Below are 16384 nucleotides of genomic sequence, written 5' to 3'. Positions count from 1 at the left end.
CTCCCTTTGAAAGCGTGCCCTGGCTAGACGAGGTCGTACACGTCGCGGCCCCGTACGTCGACGCCGACGAAGACGGGGAAATCGACCACGTCGATGCGGCGCAGGGCCTCGGTTCCCAGATCGTCGTACGCCACCGTCTCCGATGATGCCACGCACTTCGCCAGATAGGCCGCGGCCCCGCCGCATGCCACGAAATAAACGGAACCCGTCGCGCGGCAGGCATCGCGCACCTCGGACGAGCGGCGGCCCTTGCCCACCGTCGCCGCGACGCCTGCGCGGTGCAGCGCGGGGGCGGCGAAATCCATGCGGCTGGCCGTGGTGGGCCCGACCGCGCCGAAGGGGCGCCCGGCCGCTTCGGGCGTGGGACCCGCATAGAAGATGGCCTGACCGTCCAGACCGTAGGGCAGCGCGCCGCCGGCGGCTTCCAGCTCGGCCAAGAGGCGCACGTGTCCCGCGTCGCGCAGCGTGTACAAAGGGCCGGTGAGCAGACAGGAGTCGCCCGCCTCCAACCGGGCCAGCGCGGCGCGGTCGAACGGCAACGCGAGGCGGATGCGATCAGCGCTAGCCATGGCGCACCTCCTCGCCCGCATCCGCGGCGCTTCGCGCACAGCGCGAACGATCAGACGCAGGTTCAGCGAAGTCAGCGAGGGTTTCCGCAGTGCCTGAGATTCGGGGGATGGCGCAGGCGCCGCGTACTTCGGTACGCAAGCCTGCGGCATCGCGCGAAGATCGGGTACGGCGGGAAGCCGCAGCGTCGAGCCGTTCCGCTGGCTGGCAAGCCAGCGGAACCGTGATCCTGCGCATGGCCGAGCAGCCCATGTTGATGGCCAGGGGCAGCGCCGCGATGTGGCACGGCGCCGTGGCCACGCGCACGGCCAGCGCCGTCGTGCGGCCGCCCAGGCCGCCGGGTCCGATGCCCGTGGCGTTCACGGCCGCGAGCAGCTCCTCTTCGAGCGCGCGCAGGCGGTCGTCGGCCGCGGGCTCGTCCACAGGCCGCATGAGCGCCCGCTTCGCCAAGCCGGCCACCTTGTCGAACGTGGAGCCGATGCCGACGCCCACCACGAGCGGCGGGCAGGCGTTGGCGCCCTTCTCGCGCACGCAGCGTACGAGCTCGTCGACGATGCCCTGCTTGCCGGCACCCGGAACCAGCATGACCACGCGGCTCGCGTTGTCCGAGCCGCCGCCCTTCAGCATAACGTGCAGCCGCGCCGCGCCCGGCTCGTCCACGGGATGGACGTCGCAGAACGCAGGCGTGTTGTCGCCCGTGTTCGCGCGGTCGAGGACGGCATCGCGCACCACCGACTTGCGCAGGCGCGCCTCGTCGTAGGCGCGGGCGACGGCGTCGTCCACGTCGGCGAACACGTCGCCGCGTACAGCTACGTCAGGCCCGATCTCGAGGCTGACCCACACGGTGCCGGTGTCCTGGCAGATAGGCACGCGATCCTCGGCGGCGATCGCCGCGTTCTCAATTAGCTGGTCGAGAACCGCGCGCCCGCGCGGATTGCCCTCGAGCTCCCGCGCCACGGCGAGCCCCGCTTCGATATCGGCCGGCAGCACGCAGGCCAGCTTCGGGATGGCCGCGTAGACTGCGTCCGCGACCTGTGATTTCGTGATGATGGTTTCCATAAGGAGAGATTATACCGCAAGCACGTTACTCCTTCCCCGCCCCCGTCGATCGCTTCGGCAAATCTTCCCATGAACGCATACGCTCGCCCGCATCCGGCGTCCCGCCGCACCTTTCCTTAAGGCGATGTGCGGCAAAATCGTCGTTTTGGCAGTCTCGACGGGCTTCGACGCCTTTTTCTGGGAATCGGCCAGGCGAAACCCCAGCTCGCGTTCCGACGGTGTTCCGGAACACGGCTTCCGAACGAGCTCGACGTGCCAAAACGACGATTTTGCCGCACATGGAGTCCGGAAACCGTGCATTCGCGATGTTTCTCGGGACGAGCCGAGATGCTACTCGAAGCTCACGCCCAACAGCTTCAAACCCCGAAAGGCGGCGTAGGCCTCGGCGAGGTCGCGCAGCTTCTGTTCGGAGCAGGCAACCCACGTAGCCAGCGAGACGGACAGGCCCGCACCCTTCTTCTTGGCCGTCCACGTGCCCACGGCCTCCCCGTTGCGCACGACGACGCCGGGGTTCGCAACGGTCTTCCAGATACGCCGCTGCAACGAAACGTCGACCTGCAAGGTGGCGCGGTCGCGTTGATCGAGATAGGGATCGTGGCCGGCAAGCAGCAGCACCTCGCGCTCCGGCGGCTCCGCCGATGCGAGCGCATCGAGGTCGGCCGCCAGCGCCCATGCCTTCTTGCCGCCGAACTCCACCGGCTCCAGCTCGTCCGCAATGCCCTTCCACATGCGGCGCGCCTGCGCGCCCGAGCACCCCGTCCAGGCCGCGAGCGCATCGGGCCTCGTCGGCCCGTAGCAATGGACGAACTTCCGCACCAGACGCGCGGCGGCGTCAGCGTCCGGCTGCAGCGCGCCGCCCGTCCACCTTCGGTACGAGGTGAACGTGGGCGTTGCGCCGGCGCGCTCGCCGAACACGACGAGGCCCATGAACGAGCACGGGCGCAGCAAGAACGACACCGCGGCTCCTCCCACCGTCTGCTTGTCGGGGCTGCCGTACATCGACGGCTGTCGCCACGCCGCGCGCTTGTTCGCAGGAAGCAGCGGCTCGACCCAATCCGCCAACGTTTGATCGAGCGCCACCTTGCTCGCGATCGCCTCGTCGTCGAGGCGCGGCATCGCCCGCACGAGCAGTTCGAGCAGCCGGTCGAACTCCATGCCCAGCGCATCGAGCGCAAGGCCGATGCCCTTCGTGTACGCCCACGGCTCGCCCTTCGCCGGAACGAGCGCCGACAGGAACGCCGCGCTTTCGGCCGCGGGGAACACCACGGGCGCGCCGCGCAGGCTCCACGCCTGCACGAGCGTCTTCTCCCCGTACAGCAGGCGCTCGGCATCTTCCCTGCGACAGGCCGGCGCGCGGTTGAACAAGGCCGTCTCCCATGCGCCCGGCGGCGTGTTCTGCATTCCGCACGCGCCCGCAAGCTCCGCCGCGTCTTCGATGCCGTATGCGCGATCGAGATGATGCGCGCGCAAACGATGCCGTCGCGCCTGCTCGACGCTTACAACCTTCATGCGCTACTTCATCACGAAGTCGCCGGCGCGGCGCGGCGCGGTTCGCCGGTAGGAGACGGCGGGATGGCCCAGCAGCATGCATATCTGCAGCGGCTTGTCCTCCGCTTCGAGGAACGCCTTCACGGCGGGAAGCTCCTCGGCCGCGCGGCACAGGTAGCCGTTGAACAGGGCGCCCAAGCCGAGCGATGCCGCCACGAGCTCCATGTTCTGCGCGGCCAGCCCCGCGTCGTCGGCGCGCTCGGCCGCCACGAACGCGACGGCGGGCGCATTGCGGAACAGGAAGTCCTGCCGCCCCGCCCGCGCGTCGACCAGGAAGGGCTTGTAGAGCTTGACCCAGCGCGGCTTGTCGGCGGCAGGGGGCGCCAGCATGCCCTCGATGCCGTCCCACACGAGGCGCTTGAACTCGTCGAGCTCGTCCTGCACCACGATGAAGCGGCAGCCTTGGGCGTTCTTCGCCGTGGCGGTGTAGCGTCCCGCCTCTAGCACGAGGCGCAGCGTGTCCTGCTCGATCGTATTCGGGAGGTAGTCGCGTACGCTGCGACGCGACTTGACGACCCGAAGCATTGTGCGAGGATCGACAGCCGCGCCGGCGGGCACGCATGTTTCCACGTCAGCCATATCGTAGCTTGGAATGGACACCGCCCCGGTGGGGCACACGGCCACGCAGTGCCCGCACAGGATGCAGAGCCCTTTCACGCGCGCCGTGACGCCCTCTACCTCAAGGTTCGCGCCCACGCAATCGTCCACGCAGCGCCCGCACCCGATACAGTACCTCTCGTCGATCTCGACCAGCATGCTGAGCCCTTCCTTCCCAGGGGGAGCGCAACCCCTCCCTTAACGACGGGGAGCGCCGCCCAAGCGACGCTCCCCCGATCCGCACTATCGCAACCTACGCCGACCCTCTCAACCGGCAGGGACAGGAGGAGTCCGTACGGCAGCAATCGCTGCGCGTGCGGGAAGTTCTGCGCGGCTCCCTCCCCCGTCTCGCAGATCGGCTACTCCGGCAGGTTCGCCAATCCCGCGCGCACGCTGTCGGCGCTGGCGCGCAGCGCGGCCAGCTCGTCATCGTTCAGGTCGAACTCCACGACCTCTTCGACGCCGTTCTTGCCGAGGCGCACCGGAACGTTCATGTAGAGATCCTCGATGCCGTACTGGCCGTCGATGTGCGCGCACACGCTCATCACCTCGTGCGAATCCGTGAGGATGGCCTCCACCATCTTCGCGATGGACGCGCCGGGCGCGTAGTAGGCGCTGCCGGTCTTGAGGAAGGCCACCACTTCGGCGCCGCCCTTCACGCAGCGCTGCACCACGCTGGCCACGGCCGCCTCGTCCATGAGTTCAGTGATGGGGGTGCCGTCCACCGTGGTGAAGCGCGGCCAGCACACCATGCCCTCGCCGTGCGCGCCCACGGCCCAGGCGGTCACGTCGGCCGGCGCGCAGCCCAGCTGCTCGCACACCGCGAACGCCAGACGCGAGGAGTCCAGCACGCCGCCCATGCCCATGAGACGGTTCGCGGGCAGGCCGGACTCCCGGAACGCCAGCGTCGTCATCACGTCGAGCGGGTTCGTCACGCAGATGAACACGGCGTTCGGGGACGCCTCCATGGCCTGGCCGATCACCGACTTCATGATGCCGGCGTTCACGCCGAGCAGGTCCTCGCGCGTCATGCCGGGCTTGCGGGCGATGCCGGCAGTGATGACCACCACGTCGGAATCGCGCGTGTCGGCGTAATCGTTCGTGCCGATCACCTTGACCGTGAACTGCTCGACGCTGCGCATGTGCATCATGTCGAGCGCCTTGCCCTGCGGCAGGCCCTCGGCCACGTCGATGAGCACGACGTCGGCCAGGTTCTTGGACGCGATGATGTGGGCTGCGGTGGCACCGACGTTGCCGGCGCCGACGATGGTTACCTTGGGCATGTGATAGCTCTCCTCGCTCGTTGATCGTACTTCGCATGATTGTACCGCTTGGCCCGTCGCTGTGTTTTCTCGGCGGGCCAAGCGGACGGTTTCTTCACGCCTTCCGCGCTTTCGCCTAGTCCTTCTTCGCGGCGGGCGCGCGTTTGGCCGGGGCTTTCTTCGCCGCGGGCTTCTTCGCGGGAGCCTTCGCCGCCGGCTTCTTGGCCGCCGTCCCCTTGGCGCCCTTGGCACCCTTCTCGTCTTCCTTCTGCTCCTTGCCGGGGCAGTCGAAGTTGGGGCACAGCTTCCACGGGCCGCGCGCGGTGGTGACGATCACCATCGGGGCGCCGCAGTGCTCGCACACCTCCTCGGTGGCCGTGAGCGCGCCGTACTGGGGCAGCGGATAGCCCGTGCCGCAGTCATCGTAGTTCTCGCAGCGGATGAAGCGCTTCAGGGTGCGCGGGTTCTTCTGCGCGATCAGCTTCGCCTGGATGCCCTTCTCCTTGCAGGCCGGGCACTCGCCCACCACCACGTCGGGCTCCTGGTTCGTGGAGCAATGCGGGTCGATGCAGATGGTGCGCGGTTTGCTGCGGAACGCGGTCACCTTCACCTGGGGCATGCCGCACGTGGGACACGGCTCGGGGACGGCCTCCACCTTGCCCTTCGGCAGCGGGTACGTGACGTCGCAGTCGGGCCAGCCGGCGCAGCCGATGAACATGCTGCGGGTCTTCTGCGAGGCGCGCAGCTGCAGGTCCTTGCCGCATTTCGGGCACGGGCCCACGTAGGCGTCGGCGGCCACGGCGTCGGCCAGGGCCTCCTTCACCTCCTCGGAGTGCGGCAGCAGGCTGGCCAGCTGCTCGGACAAAAGGTTGCGGCTCGTGTCCACCACCTGGGCCTTCGTCGTGCGGCCCTCGGCGATGTTGTCCATCTCCTCTTCCAGCTCGGCCGTCATCTCGGGGTGCGTGATGTGCGGGGCGAACTTGTCCAGCGCATCGCACACGGCCATGCCCAGCTGGCTGGGCTCGATGGGGTCGTTCATGCAGTACTTCACCGCATAGAGGCGCTCGATGATGGCATGGCGCGTGGACTTCGTGCCCAGGCCCAGCTTCTCCATCTCCTGGATGAGCTTGCCCTGGCTGTAGCGCGCGGGCGGCTCGGTCTGCTTCTTCGTGCAGACGGCGCCGTTGAACGCGACGGTCTCGCCCTCGGAAAGCGCGGGCAGCTGCTCGTCTTTCTTGAGGCCGTAGGGGTAGATAGCGCGGTAGCCCGGCTTCACCAGAACGTCGCCCTTCGCCACGAACGGCTCGGCGTTCACGTCGAGGGTGACCTTCGTGCCCTCGATGACGGCCGCCTCGGACAGCGTCGCCAAAAAGCGCCGCGCGATGAGGTTGTACAACTTGTAGTCGGCGGGAGCCAGATCGTCGGGCGTGGCCTTGGCGGTCGGGTAGATGGGCGGGTGGTCCGTCGTCTCCTTCTTGCCGCGCGTGGCCGTGAGCTTGCCCTTCGCCAGTAGCTCCTTGCAGTACGGCGCGTAGGCCGGGTTGCCGGAGATGGCCTTCACCGTGTCGGCGAGGTCGAGCGAGCTCGGGTACACCGTGTTGTCCACGCGGGGGTACGAGATGTAGCCGTCCATGTACAGGCTCTCGGCTATGCGCATGGTGCGCGCGGGGCTCAGGCCCTCGGCCGACGCCGCCGCCATGAGCGAGGTGGTGTTGAACGGCGCGGGCGGCTGCACGGTGCGCTTCTTCTTCTCGACGGACGCCACCGTGGCGCGCGTGGCGCCCTCCACATGGGCCATGACGGCCTGCGCCTCGGCCTCCGCCTTGAAGCGCGCGGTGGCATGCGGGGCCTCGAACGAGTCGGGATCGGCACCGAACGCGCCGCGAATCACCCAGTAGTCCTCGGGGACGAACGCGAGGCGCTCGCGCTCGCGCGCCACGACGAGGGCGAGCGTGGGAGTTTGCACGCGACCCGACGAGCGCACGTTGCCGTAGCCGGCGAACTTCACGAGCGTCAGGTAGCGCGTGAGCACCGCGCCCCAGATGAGGTCGATGTCCTGGCGCGAGGCGCCGGCGGAGGCGAGGTTCACGTCGAGCTCGACGAGGTTGTCGAAGGCGTGCGTGATCTCCTCTTTCGTGAACGCCGAGTAGCGGGCGCGCGACACGGGCGCCGTGGGGTTCACTTCCTGGATGCAGCTGAGCGCGTCGCTTCCGATGAGCTCGCCCTCGCGGTCGAAGTCGGTGGCGATGATGACCGAGTCGGCCTTCTTCGCGAGGTTCTTCAGGGAGCGGATGATCTCCTTCTCCTTGGGCAGCTTGTTGATGGGCGCGTACACGAGGTACGGCAGCGCGTCCATCTTCCAGGATTTCAGCTCCACGCCGTCCTCGGTGAAGGGCTTCTTCTTTTTGAACGGGGGCTTCGGCAGCGACGCGGGCAGCTCCGCCGGAAGCGTTTCGCCCTCCTCGGTGACGCCCTGCCATCCCCCGCGCTTCTTGTACACCATCGTCGGCGCGAAGTCGGGCTCCAGGATGTGGCCGCGCAGGCCGATGGTCACCCATTCCTCGCCGTCCACGTCGAAGCGGTACACCGGCGTCGAGTACACCTTGTCCGCCTTGGGTTTCTTCACGCCAAGCAAATCGGCGATCTTCTGAGCCGCGTCGTTCTTCTCGGTTACCACCAGCTTCACGCGGTTCCCTCCTGTTCTTTCCGGCCGCCTCCCGCAGCCTTGTTTCGTTCACACGGTTGCCCCACCTATTTATTAACGTGTGCGGGGATGGGCGCGCCGTCAAGCGCGCATGCGCCGCGCCGTTCGGGCACAGCAGGTGTTAGCATACACGATTTTCCGCGCCGCGCGAGAGAAATTGCCAAGCTGGCGAAAACGGACGCGCTAGACGAAACTGATGCGCAGCTGCTTGCCGAGACCCTCGGCCACGCGCTTGAGCGTTTCGAGCGTGGGGTTGGCGTTGCCGGACTCCAGCCGGGCGAACGCGCTCTGCTTCATGCCGCACCGCTGCGCGAGCTCGCGCTGAGTGAGATTCTCTTCGGCACGCGCCGCGATAATCGCATCGATGATGTCGTACTCCGGCCGCAAACGCTCGTATTCAGCGGCGTATTCCGGGTCTTTCATCTGCTCCGCATGGTATTCGCTGAGCGTGGTCATAAAGGCCGCCTCTCTTCCCAATCCCGTTTGTACCGGCAGAGCGGCGGCGCACTCCTCGCGCACGCGTCGCATGCGCACTTCCGGAAATCGAGTGGTTATTTCGTTACCGCGGGTTGAAGATGCTGGGGTCGTTTTGTGAAGCGCCCCGTTCTCGGGTACCCTTGATCGCAAGGGATGAGCCGCCGAAACGACCCACCGCCCCGCTCCGCACGCACCACGAACGCAGCAGCGGCGGCGTCCCGCCGAACGCAACGGCCCTCTGGGTCGAGATACGGGAGGTTACGCATGAAACGAGTCCTGGGCGTGTTCCTCGGGCTGATCGCCCTCATCATCGTAGGCATCGTGGGCGTGTTCGCCTTCTCGGGCACCGGATCGGGCCCCGCCAGCGACCTGGCGAACGACGCGAAGGCAGCCGCCGCGAACGCGGCCATCGACGCGACCGGCCTCAAGGACAAGGCCAAGAGCGCCCTCGAGGGCAGCAAAGCGAGCATCGCCGCGGCGACCGGCCTCAGCGAAAGCCAGGTCGATCAAGCCATCGAGCAGCTCGACATCGACGGATGGCAAGCCGCCTCGCTGCCCTCCACCGCCACGGCCACCGGCACCATCGACGGTAACGCCCTCGGCATCAACGGCACCGTCACCACCTACGACGATCCCGGCTACGTCTCCGTCGAGGTCTACGGCCAGACGGTCACGCTCGCCGTCCCCGAAAGCGCGCAGGCTTACCTCCCCTACCTCGCCTACGTGCAGTAGCGTCGGCAGCCGAGGCAAGCGGTGCGGGATAGAACGGCTCGCCGCATGGCGCAAATTCCGTCTCGCGCACGTTTCCAGGGATCGATCTGCAGCAAAATCGAACTTTTGGCAGCGTTTTCACGTTTCGAACGCCGCAAGAAGACGCCCGATCGCCAAGCTGTCGGGAAAACGCCTGATCGCCCGACCGCCTCCGCGAGAAGCTCGTTTCCGTGCTGCCAAAAGCCCGATTTTGCCGCACATAGGCCCGCCGCTGTTGTCGCATGCGGCGGCCCCGGTCGGCGGAACGCCGTTCGGATGACGCGCAGGGGGATCCTTCGACTTCGCGCTGCGCTCGGGATGGCTGGGAAACGCGCTCGTGCAACCCTCCCTACGCGGCGCGGGCTTCCTTCAGCCTGCGCTGGTAGGCGCGGACGATCTGCGACAGCGTGAAGCACACGATGAAGTAGATAAGCGCCATGATGCCGAAGATGGCGAAGATCTGCGCGGTGGAGTTGTAGCTGTTCATGAGGATCATGCCGCGGCCCATGAGCTCCTGCAACGCCATGGCGCCCCACAGGTAGCTCGTGTCCTTGATGGTGGTCACGAACTGCGACAGCAGCGCGGGCACCATGTTGCGCAGCGCTTGCGGCAGGATGATCAGCACGTACGTCTGCACGGTGGAGAAGCCCTGCGAACGCGCCGCCTCGTACTGGCCGTGCGGCACGCTGGCCAGGCCGCCGCGCACGATCTCCGCCACGCTCGCGCTTGTGAACAGGGTGAACGCCAGCACGGCCGCGCCGATGGGCGGCAACTGCGCCACGAAGAACGTGAACATGATCCACAGCAACAGCGGCGTGTTCTTGAATATCTCGATGTACACGGTGGCTATGCCCCGCAGCACGCGGGCGTTCGACGTGCGCATGACCGAGATGACCGTGCCCAGCACCACCGAGCAGAGGATGGCCAAAGCGGATATGAGCAGCGTCATGCCGAGCCCCTGCAACAGGAAGCGCATGTTGACCCAGGTGAACAGCGCGGCGATATCGCTCATCAGCGATCCTTCCGCCCGTCGTCGGTCGTGGCCGCCTCTTCGCCCTCGGCCAGCTCGGCGCGCTCGACGTCCATGGAACGCTCGTCGGTCTCGGCGGCCTCCTCGGCGTCCTCGAGCGCCCGATCCGCCTCCTCGTCGAGGCGCACGTCGTCGGGCTGCACGGTCTGGGGACCGCCGGTCCGGTCGGCCCGCTCGCGCGCCTCGCGGCGTTCGCGGCGTTCGCGGCGCTCCTCGCGAAGCTCGCGACGGTCTTCCCGCGCCGTAGCGCTCTCGGCCTCGGCATCGAGATCGGCTTCGTCGCGAGGGCTGCGCACCTGCGCGATGCGCTCATCGGGCTGCTCCAGCTCGCCCGGCAGGTAGTCGTTATCCAAGAAAGCCTCCTCTCCCAGCTCCGCCTCATCGCGGACCCGGTCGCGCGCGGATCGCGCCCGCGCGCTTTCGTCGACGCGACGCTTCACGTCGCGCGTGATACGGTCGCTCGTCACGGTCTCGGCGCGCGAGGCCAGCGCCTCGTCGGCCTCGGGGCTGCGACGGCTCGCCCGCTCGTCCCGCTCGCCTTCGGCGGCGGCGCTCGGCGCGACGGGCACCGCCGCGCCGGTTTCGCGCGCGCCTTCCACGCCGCGCCGCGCGGCCACGCGGCGCTCGAGGCGCCGATGCGCCTTCAAACGCCCGGACTTCGTGCGCATGGCGCGCGCCGCCCGCTCGTCGTCGCCGTACTCGTCGGCGATCTCCTGGGCGATCTCGCGCCCGATCTCGTCGGCGATCTCGGCCGCCTGGTTGCCGGTGAACGTCTGGTCGTACGGGTCCTCCGGCGCCACGCCCGGCTCCAGCGCGTCCTCGGCAAGCGCGTGCAGCGGATGGCGCGGCGAGGGCGCCACGCGCGCCGGGGCGATGTCCACGGTGCCGTACATGGTCTGCACGCCGCCCGCCATCGTGTCGGCCGCCGCGCGCCCGGTGATGTCGTGCGTGCCCGGCGTGACCTCCATCGTGTCCTCGGCCAACGCCTCGGTGGCGTCGCCGGTGGCCAGATGCCTATGCGAGCGCGTGCGATGCTCCAGGTACAGAGCCAGACGCGACAGCGGGAAGCAGATGGCGAAGTACAGCAGCGCCGCCACCACGTACACCGGCCCGTAGTAGCTCGTCGCGCCCGCGAACGAGTTCGAGAAGTACATGAGCTCGCCGCCCGCGATGAGCGCGAGCACCGACGTGTTCTTCACCAGGTTGGCCGCCTGCACGGCAAGCGGCGGCATGATGATGCGGATGGCCTGGGGCAGGATGATCACGAACATCGACTGCCAGTACGAGAAGCCCTGGCTCTTCGCCGCCTCGAACTGCCCGCGGTGGATGGAGCCGATGCCGCTGCGCACCACCTCGGAGATGTAGCCGCCGTGGTAGATGCCGATGGCCAGGACCCCGATCCAGAACGCGGCCAGCGACAGGCCCAGCAGCGGGAAGATGGCGTAGAACACGAATACCTGCAGAAGCAGCGGCACGTTCTGCACCACTTCCACGTACACGCGGGTGATGCCGCGCAGCACGGGGATGCGCGACACCGACAGCACGCCGAACACGATGCCCAGCGCCAGCGCGATGACCAGCGCGAGCACCGAGATGCCGACGGTGGTGCCGAACGCCATGAGGATGTCGGGCCAGCGCTCGAACAGCGCCTCCCACTTGTAGGGGGCGAAGATGTCAAGCATGCGCCTCGCCTCCCTCTTCCTCGCCGGCAGGCGTCTCGGTCGAGAGCCCCCACCGCTCTTGCAGCGCCGTCAGCGTGCCGTCGTCGGCCATAGCGCCGATGGCGGCGTCCACCTGGTCGGCAAGCTCGGTGTTCGACTTCTTCGTGGCCACGCCGTACTCCTGGGGCGCGAACTGCGCGTCCAGCAGCATGGTGGAGTCGTCCACGTAGCCATTCAGGATGGAGCGGTCCACCGAGAACGCGTCCACGCGGCCGGTGACCAGCGCGATCTTGATCTCCGGATACGTCGAGTACTCGGCGAAGCTCATGTGGATGCCGATCTCGTCGCCGGCGGCGGTCAGCTTGTCGCGCGTCGTGGCCGACAGCGCCACGCCCACGGTCTTTCCGTCGAGGTCTTTGAGATCGACGATACCCGAGGACTTCTTCACCAGCACGCCGATGTGATCGGTGTAGTACGGGCGCGAGAAGTTGTAGCTCTTCTTGCGCGCCTCGGTGATGGTGAACGTGGCCAGCGTGGCATCGAGCGTGCCGTTGTCCAGCATCGCGCCGCGCGTGGTGACGTTCACGCCGGTCACCCGCAGCGCGTCGGGGCTGCCCTTGATGCGCTTCGCCAGCTCGCGCGCGATGTCCACTTCCATGCCCTCGATGTTGCCCGTCTCGGGATTCTGGAAGCCGAAGCCGGGCACGTCGATCTTCGTGCCCACGCGCAGCACGTCTGCGCCGCCGGCGCAACCGGCGAGGCCGCCCGTCGCCCCGCCCAGCACGAGTGTCGACGCAACCAGCGCCGAGGAGCGTATGAACGTTCTTCTCGTGATCATGGCCGCGCCTACAGGATCTTCGACAGGAAGCTCTTGACGCGAGCGTTGTCGGTCTCGTCGAACAAGTAATGGGGCGTGCCCTGGTCTACCACCAGGCCGTTCTCCATGAATACGACCTTGTCGGCCGCCTCGCGCGCCAGACCCATCTCGTGAGTGACCATGACGATGGTCATGTTCGTCTCGGCCAGCGACTTGATGACGTCGAGCACCTCCTGCACCATCTCGGGATCGAGCGCGCTCGTGGGCTCGTCCAGCAGCATGATCTTGGGATGCATGTTGAGGGCGCGGGCGATGGCCACGCGCTGCTGCTGCCCGCCAGAGAGCTGGTCGGGGTACTTGTCCACCTTGTCGGAAAGCCCCACGCGCTCCAGATAGGCGCGCCCGTCGCGCTCGGCCTGCTCGCGCGGCACCTTCAGCACCTTGATGGGTGCCAGCGTCACGTTCTCGAGCACGGTCTTGTGCGGGTAGAGGTTGTAGCTTTGGAACACCATGGCCACGTCGCGAGCCAGCGCACGGGCGTTCACCTTGCGGTCCGACAGGTTCATGCCTTCGACCACCACCGTGCCCGAATCGGGCACCTCAAGACCGTCGATGCAACGGATGAGCACGCTTTTGCCCGAGCCGGACGGCCCGATGACGACGACTTTCTCTCCATCGGCCACATCGAGCGAAACGCCTTTAAGCGCCTCGACCGCGCCGAAGTTCTTGCGAATGTCCGTAACCGTGATCGCTTGAGCCACGCTTGACGCCTCCCGTAAAGGTTCCAGGCCGCGATCTTCGAGGGGCGCCGCGGTCGACTGACAGTGACAACATGCATCGTTCAGTCTAGCATGCGCCCCATCATCCCAGATGGCAGGAAGGTTACGGGAGCTTGACGATAGCGGAATCGGTCGCGTTCCATACGAAACCGGTCCGCGCCTCCTATCGAATCGCGGGAGCCTCCTCGTCCTGCCCGACCGCCGCCGGGCTCTGCGGCGCATTCGCGTGGTCGCCGAAGAAACGATACTCGGACGTGCGGTAATAGAAAAGGGTGAACGCCATGACGGACACGGCGGCAACAGTGGTGAGCACGCCGCCCTCGATGCCGAAACCGCCCCCGTTGAGCAGGTTTCCAACCGGGTAGGCGCTCACCAGGAACGCGGGAACATCCAAGCCGCTCACCGGCATGCCGTACACGACCGACTGGAACAGGTTCCAAGCGATATGGAACCCTATGCACATCCATACATTGCCCGATTTGTAGTACATGAGGGAAAGGGCGATCCCAAGCAATACGATGTTGACGACCGAGAGCAAGGTGACGTTCGGATTGGTGAGATGGATCAACCCGAAGATCAGCGACGGCACGACGATCACCAGGAACCTGCTGTTCGTCCTCCGCAAAACCGACATGATGAACCCGCGATTCATGACCTCTTCGGCGATGCCCACCGCAACGAACACGAGCACCCAGGCGAAAAGCGAGAGAGAAAACGGCGAATTGACCCCCTCGACTACCACGTTGCCGGTGGCGAGCAGCAGCAGGAAGATGGCGCTGCACGCCGCGAAACCCAGCGCCATCCCGACAACGCCGTCTTTCTTGAACCGGGCGCGAAAATCACGGAGGCCGAGGTCTTCCCAACGATACCTCATGATCCTCCACGCAGCCAAGGGGACGGCCAGCATGATGCCCTCCGTCAAGAACTGCAGGGCAACGGGCAGCACCGATGCGCTCATCCAATCGACGAGCGCATCGTATGACGCAGCATCGAGGCTGGCGGCATCAAGAATCATGCGCAAAGCATCGATGAGCAGGGCGGAGAACGCATAGCCGAGAGCGTAGAACGCGGCCATGCACAGCGCGATGATCCATCCGGATCGCACCATGCCATGCTTGTTCTTGAAAATCATCTTCATGACCAACCTTCTTTCTTCGATAGCGCGCGAGCGGCGCCGGCCTAGCGCGCGAACATGAGGCGCTCGCTGTCGAACATGCGCTGCAGCGCAAGCACGCCGACGCCGGCGTACGCGAGGTTGGCGATCACGCAGACTGCCACGTTGAGGGGCTGGAAATCGAACGAGAAGATGCCGATCATGCACTGCACCGAGTTGTACAGCGGAACGAGGTAGTACGCAACCTCGGCCTTCGCGTCGCCGAACATGCCGAGGACGCCCACGAGCATCACCACGATCATGAGCGGCGTCAGGAACATGGTGGCCTCTTTGACCGATTTCGCCAGCGTGGACACCACGGTGATCAGCGCGACGATGACGAGCGTCATCGACAGGATGACCAGCGCCAGCAACACGTATTCGACCGGGCCGTACACGTTGATGTCGACCGAGCCCTGCATGATGCCGGGCAGCCCCGAGAAGATGCCGATGGCGCTGGACGCCGCGATGAGCAGGCCGATGACGGTGATGGCCAGCACCTTGCCCAGCGCGATATCGTGCCTCTTGATGGGCGTGGCCAGGAGCGTGGCCATGGTGCCGCGCTCCTTCTCGCCCGCCACCGACTCGGCCGCGATGGACATGACGCTGCTGAACACGAGGATGAGCAGCAGAAGCGGCACGATGGACACCACGAGCATGCCCGCGACGTCGCGCTCCTCGGCCACGTCGTAGCCGGCTCCACCCGCGTTGACGTCGAAGCGGTTCGACAGCGACGACTCGTAGGAGTCCAGCATCGCGGCGAAGGTCGAGCGCGCTTGGCTGGAATCGGGGTCGGTGGAGTTGAAGTAGATCTCCACCTGCGGCGCCGGCACGCCCGATGCGGGGTCATACGCCGCCACGGCTTCGTCGAAGCCCTCCGGAAACACCGCGAACGCCTTGACGTCGCCTTGCTCGATGCGTTCGCGCATCTCATCGGCGCCGGGCAGCGAAGGCTCGTCCCGCATGTCGACGATCGAATCCGCCGCAAGCGCTTTCACGCTTTCGGGCGCGTTCACCACAGCCACCGTCGGAGGCTTGCTCATATCGGTCTTGAACATACCGCCCATCGCATCGCCCATGAACGTCCACATGAGGAAGATGAGCAGGCCCGGCAGCACGATGGACACGAGCGCCGAGGCCTTGTTGCTGAAGAAGCGCGCCAGTTCCTTGCGCGCGATGGCCCACGCGTTGCCTTTCACGATGCCTCCTTCACGCTCGCCGCGTACAGGTCGAAGAACGCGTCTTCCAACGAGCGCTCCCCCGCCACCTCCGACAGCGTTCCCGAGGCCGCCATGCGCCCGTCGATGACGACGCCCACGCGGTCGCACACCTTCTCCACCAGGCTGAAGATGTGGGTGGACAAGAGCACCGTCCTACCGTCGGCCGCCAGTTCCAGCAAGAAGTCGGTCACCGTCTTGGCCGTGAGCACGTCCAGGCCGTTCGTCGGCTCGTCGAAGATGATGACGCGCGGATCGTGCACGAGCGAGATGGCCAGCGATGCCTTCTGCTTCATGCCGGTGGACAGGTCGGCCACCTTCGTCTGCGCGAAGCGGTCGATGCCGAAGCGCGCGAACAGCTGGCGCTTGCGCTCGTCGCGCACGGGCGCGTCGACATGGTGCAGCTCGGAGAAGAAGTCGAACAGGTAGTCGGGCGAGAAGACGTCTTCCAGCTTGAGCTCGCTCGTGAGGAAGCCGATGAGGCTGCGCACGCCCGCGGGATCGTCCACGACGGAGACGCCCTCGATCAGCGCGTCGCCCTCGTCAGGCTTCACGAGCGCGGCCAACATGCGCAGCGTCGTGGTCTTGCCGGCGCCGTTCGGGCCGAGCAGCCCGTATATCTCGCCCGGCGCCACGTCGAACGACAAGCCGTCCACCGCGGTCTTCACGCGCGCGTCGGTGCGTTCGAGCTTGCGCTGCTTGGCCGAGAGCTTGAAAGACTTCCGCAGACCTCGTGCGGATATGGCATATTCCATCGGCTCAC

15 protein-coding genes are annotated in these 16384 nt (G+C 66.8%); 1 reads left to right on the top strand and 14 read right to left on the bottom strand.

Features of this window, described 5'->3' with window-relative positions; genetic code table 11:
* Positions 1 to 23: 23 nt before the first annotated feature.
* The 7 genes from ELEN_RS05690 to ELEN_RS05660 all read right to left on the bottom strand — a co-directional run bounded on the left by ELEN_RS05690 (position 24) and on the right by ELEN_RS05660 (position 8265).
* Complete coding sequence (locus ELEN_RS05690) at positions 24 to 569, bottom strand: fumarate hydratase C-terminal domain-containing protein (protein WP_009304722.1); 546 nt, start codon at positions 567 to 569, stop codon at positions 24 to 26.
* Positions 562 to 1626: a fumarate hydratase gene (locus ELEN_RS05685; RefSeq protein WP_009608243.1), complete on the bottom strand. Its 1065-nt coding sequence runs from the start codon at positions 1624 to 1626 to the stop codon at positions 562 to 564. The genes ELEN_RS05690 and ELEN_RS05685 overlap by 8 nt, the downstream gene beginning before the upstream one ends.
* Before the next feature lie 330 nt (positions 1627 to 1956).
* A complete protein-coding gene (locus ELEN_RS05680; RefSeq protein ID WP_015760417.1) occupies positions 1957 to 3135 on the bottom strand; it encodes a winged helix DNA-binding domain-containing protein in 1179 nt (392 codons plus the stop codon).
* 3 nt (positions 3136 to 3138) lie between these two features.
* Positions 3139 to 3930 carry a nitroreductase family protein gene (locus ELEN_RS05675; protein ID WP_009304726.1) on the bottom strand — a complete coding sequence of 264 codons (792 nt, stop codon included), beginning with the start codon at positions 3928 to 3930 and terminating at the stop codon, positions 3139 to 3141.
* Positions 3931 to 4130: 200 nt separating this feature from the next.
* On the bottom strand, positions 4131 to 5054 hold the full coding sequence (gene mdh / locus ELEN_RS05670) for a malate dehydrogenase (protein ID WP_009304727.1): 924 nt from the start codon (positions 5052 to 5054) through the stop codon (positions 4131 to 4133).
* 115 nt (positions 5055 to 5169) lie between these two features.
* Positions 5170 to 7719 carry a DNA topoisomerase I gene (locus ELEN_RS05665; protein ID WP_009304728.1) on the bottom strand — a complete coding sequence of 850 codons (2550 nt, stop codon included), beginning with the start codon at positions 7717 to 7719 and terminating at the stop codon, positions 5170 to 5172.
* Between the two features lie 201 nt (positions 7720 to 7920).
* The gene (locus ELEN_RS05660; protein WP_227111477.1) at positions 7921 to 8265 is read right to left on the bottom strand and encodes a helix-turn-helix domain-containing protein; all 345 of its coding nucleotides are present in this window, start codon (positions 8263 to 8265) and stop codon (positions 7921 to 7923) included.
* 213 nt (positions 8266 to 8478) lie between these two features.
* On the opposite strand from ELEN_RS05660, the gene ELEN_RS05655 reads away from it, so the two are divergent.
* Positions 8479 to 8946, top strand: a complete 468-nt coding sequence (locus ELEN_RS05655; protein ID WP_009304730.1) for a hypothetical protein — start codon at positions 8479 to 8481, stop codon at positions 8944 to 8946.
* 367 nt (positions 8947 to 9313) lie between these two features.
* On the opposite strand, the gene ELEN_RS05650 is transcribed toward ELEN_RS05655, so the two are convergent.
* From ELEN_RS05650 to ELEN_RS05620, 7 genes are all read right to left on the bottom strand, one after another.
* Complete coding sequence (locus tag ELEN_RS05650; RefSeq protein WP_009304731.1) at positions 9314 to 9976, bottom strand: amino acid ABC transporter permease; 663 nt, start codon at positions 9974 to 9976, stop codon at positions 9314 to 9316.
* Positions 9976 to 11676, bottom strand: coding sequence for an amino acid ABC transporter permease (locus ELEN_RS15905; protein WP_015760416.1), 1701 nt, complete (start codon positions 11674 to 11676; stop codon positions 9976 to 9978). The genes ELEN_RS05650 and ELEN_RS15905 overlap by 1 nt, the downstream gene beginning before the upstream one ends.
* Complete coding sequence (locus ELEN_RS05640) at positions 11669 to 12493, bottom strand: transporter substrate-binding domain-containing protein (RefSeq protein ID WP_009608904.1); 825 nt, start codon at positions 12491 to 12493, stop codon at positions 11669 to 11671. The genes ELEN_RS15905 and ELEN_RS05640 overlap by 8 nt, the downstream gene beginning before the upstream one ends.
* An 8-nt stretch (positions 12494 to 12501) precedes the next feature.
* On the bottom strand, positions 12502 to 13233 hold the full coding sequence (locus ELEN_RS05635; protein ID WP_015760415.1) for an amino acid ABC transporter ATP-binding protein: 732 nt from the start codon (positions 13231 to 13233) through the stop codon (positions 12502 to 12504).
* A gap of 181 nt (positions 13234 to 13414) precedes the next feature.
* Positions 13415 to 14389: a CPBP family intramembrane glutamic endopeptidase gene (locus ELEN_RS05630; protein ID WP_015760414.1), complete on the bottom strand. Its 975-nt coding sequence runs from the start codon at positions 14387 to 14389 to the stop codon at positions 13415 to 13417.
* A 41-nt stretch (positions 14390 to 14430) separates the two neighbouring features.
* Positions 14431 to 15603, bottom strand: coding sequence for an ABC transporter permease (locus ELEN_RS05625; protein ID WP_015760413.1), 1173 nt, complete (start codon positions 15601 to 15603; stop codon positions 14431 to 14433).
* Positions 15600 to 16376 (bottom strand): ABC transporter ATP-binding protein, encoded by a 777-nt coding sequence (locus tag ELEN_RS05620; RefSeq protein ID WP_009304738.1) that lies wholly within the window; start codon positions 16374 to 16376, stop codon positions 15600 to 15602. Before ELEN_RS05620 ends, ELEN_RS05625 begins: the two co-directional genes overlap by 4 nt.
* Between the last annotated feature and the right edge of the window lie 8 nt (positions 16377 to 16384).

The organism is Eggerthella lenta DSM 2243 (genome assembly GCF_000024265.1).
In the GTDB taxonomy this organism is placed as follows: Bacteria; Actinomycetota; Coriobacteriia; order Coriobacteriales; family Eggerthellaceae; genus Eggerthella; species Eggerthella lenta.
This window is presented reverse-complemented; position numbering and strand designations above follow the sequence as displayed.

Bases quoted from the DNA above. Each gene is read 5' to 3' on its own strand.
- mdh (WP_009304727.1), bottom strand. From the start codon at position 5,054: ATGCCCAAGGTAACCATCGTCGGCGCCGGCAACGTCGGTGCCACCGCA.
- ELEN_RS05620 (WP_009304738.1), bottom strand. From the start codon at position 16,376: ATGGAATATGCCATATCCGCACGAGGTCTGCGGAAGTCTTTCAAGCTC.
- ELEN_RS05630 (WP_015760414.1), bottom strand. From the start codon at position 14,389: ATGAAGATGATTTTCAAGAACAAGCATGGCATGGTGCGATCCGGATGG.
- ELEN_RS05685 (WP_009608243.1), bottom strand. From the start codon at position 1,626: ATGGAAACCATCATCACGAAATCACAGGTCGCGGACGCAGTCTACGCG.
- ELEN_RS05640 (WP_009608904.1), bottom strand. From the start codon at position 12,493: ATGATCACGAGAAGAACGTTCATACGCTCCTCGGCGCTGGTTGCGTCG.
- ELEN_RS05650 (WP_009304731.1), bottom strand. From the start codon at position 9,976: ATGAGCGATATCGCCGCGCTGTTCACCTGGGTCAACATGCGCTTCCTG.
- ELEN_RS05680 (WP_015760417.1), bottom strand. From the start codon at position 3,135: ATGAAGGTTGTAAGCGTCGAGCAGGCGCGACGGCATCGTTTGCGCGCG.
- ELEN_RS05690 (WP_009304722.1), bottom strand. From the start codon at position 569: ATGGCTAGCGCTGATCGCATCCGCCTCGCGTTGCCGTTCGACCGCGCC.
- ELEN_RS05675 (WP_009304726.1), bottom strand. From the start codon at position 3,930: ATGCTGGTCGAGATCGACGAGAGGTACTGTATCGGGTGCGGGCGCTGC.
- ELEN_RS05655 (WP_009304730.1), top strand. From the start codon at position 8,479: ATGAAACGAGTCCTGGGCGTGTTCCTCGGGCTGATCGCCCTCATCATC.
- ELEN_RS15905 (WP_015760416.1), bottom strand. From the start codon at position 11,676: ATGCTTGACATCTTCGCCCCCTACAAGTGGGAGGCGCTGTTCGAGCGC.
- ELEN_RS05660 (WP_227111477.1), bottom strand. From the start codon at position 8,265: ATGCGACGCGTGCGCGAGGAGTGCGCCGCCGCTCTGCCGGTACAAACG.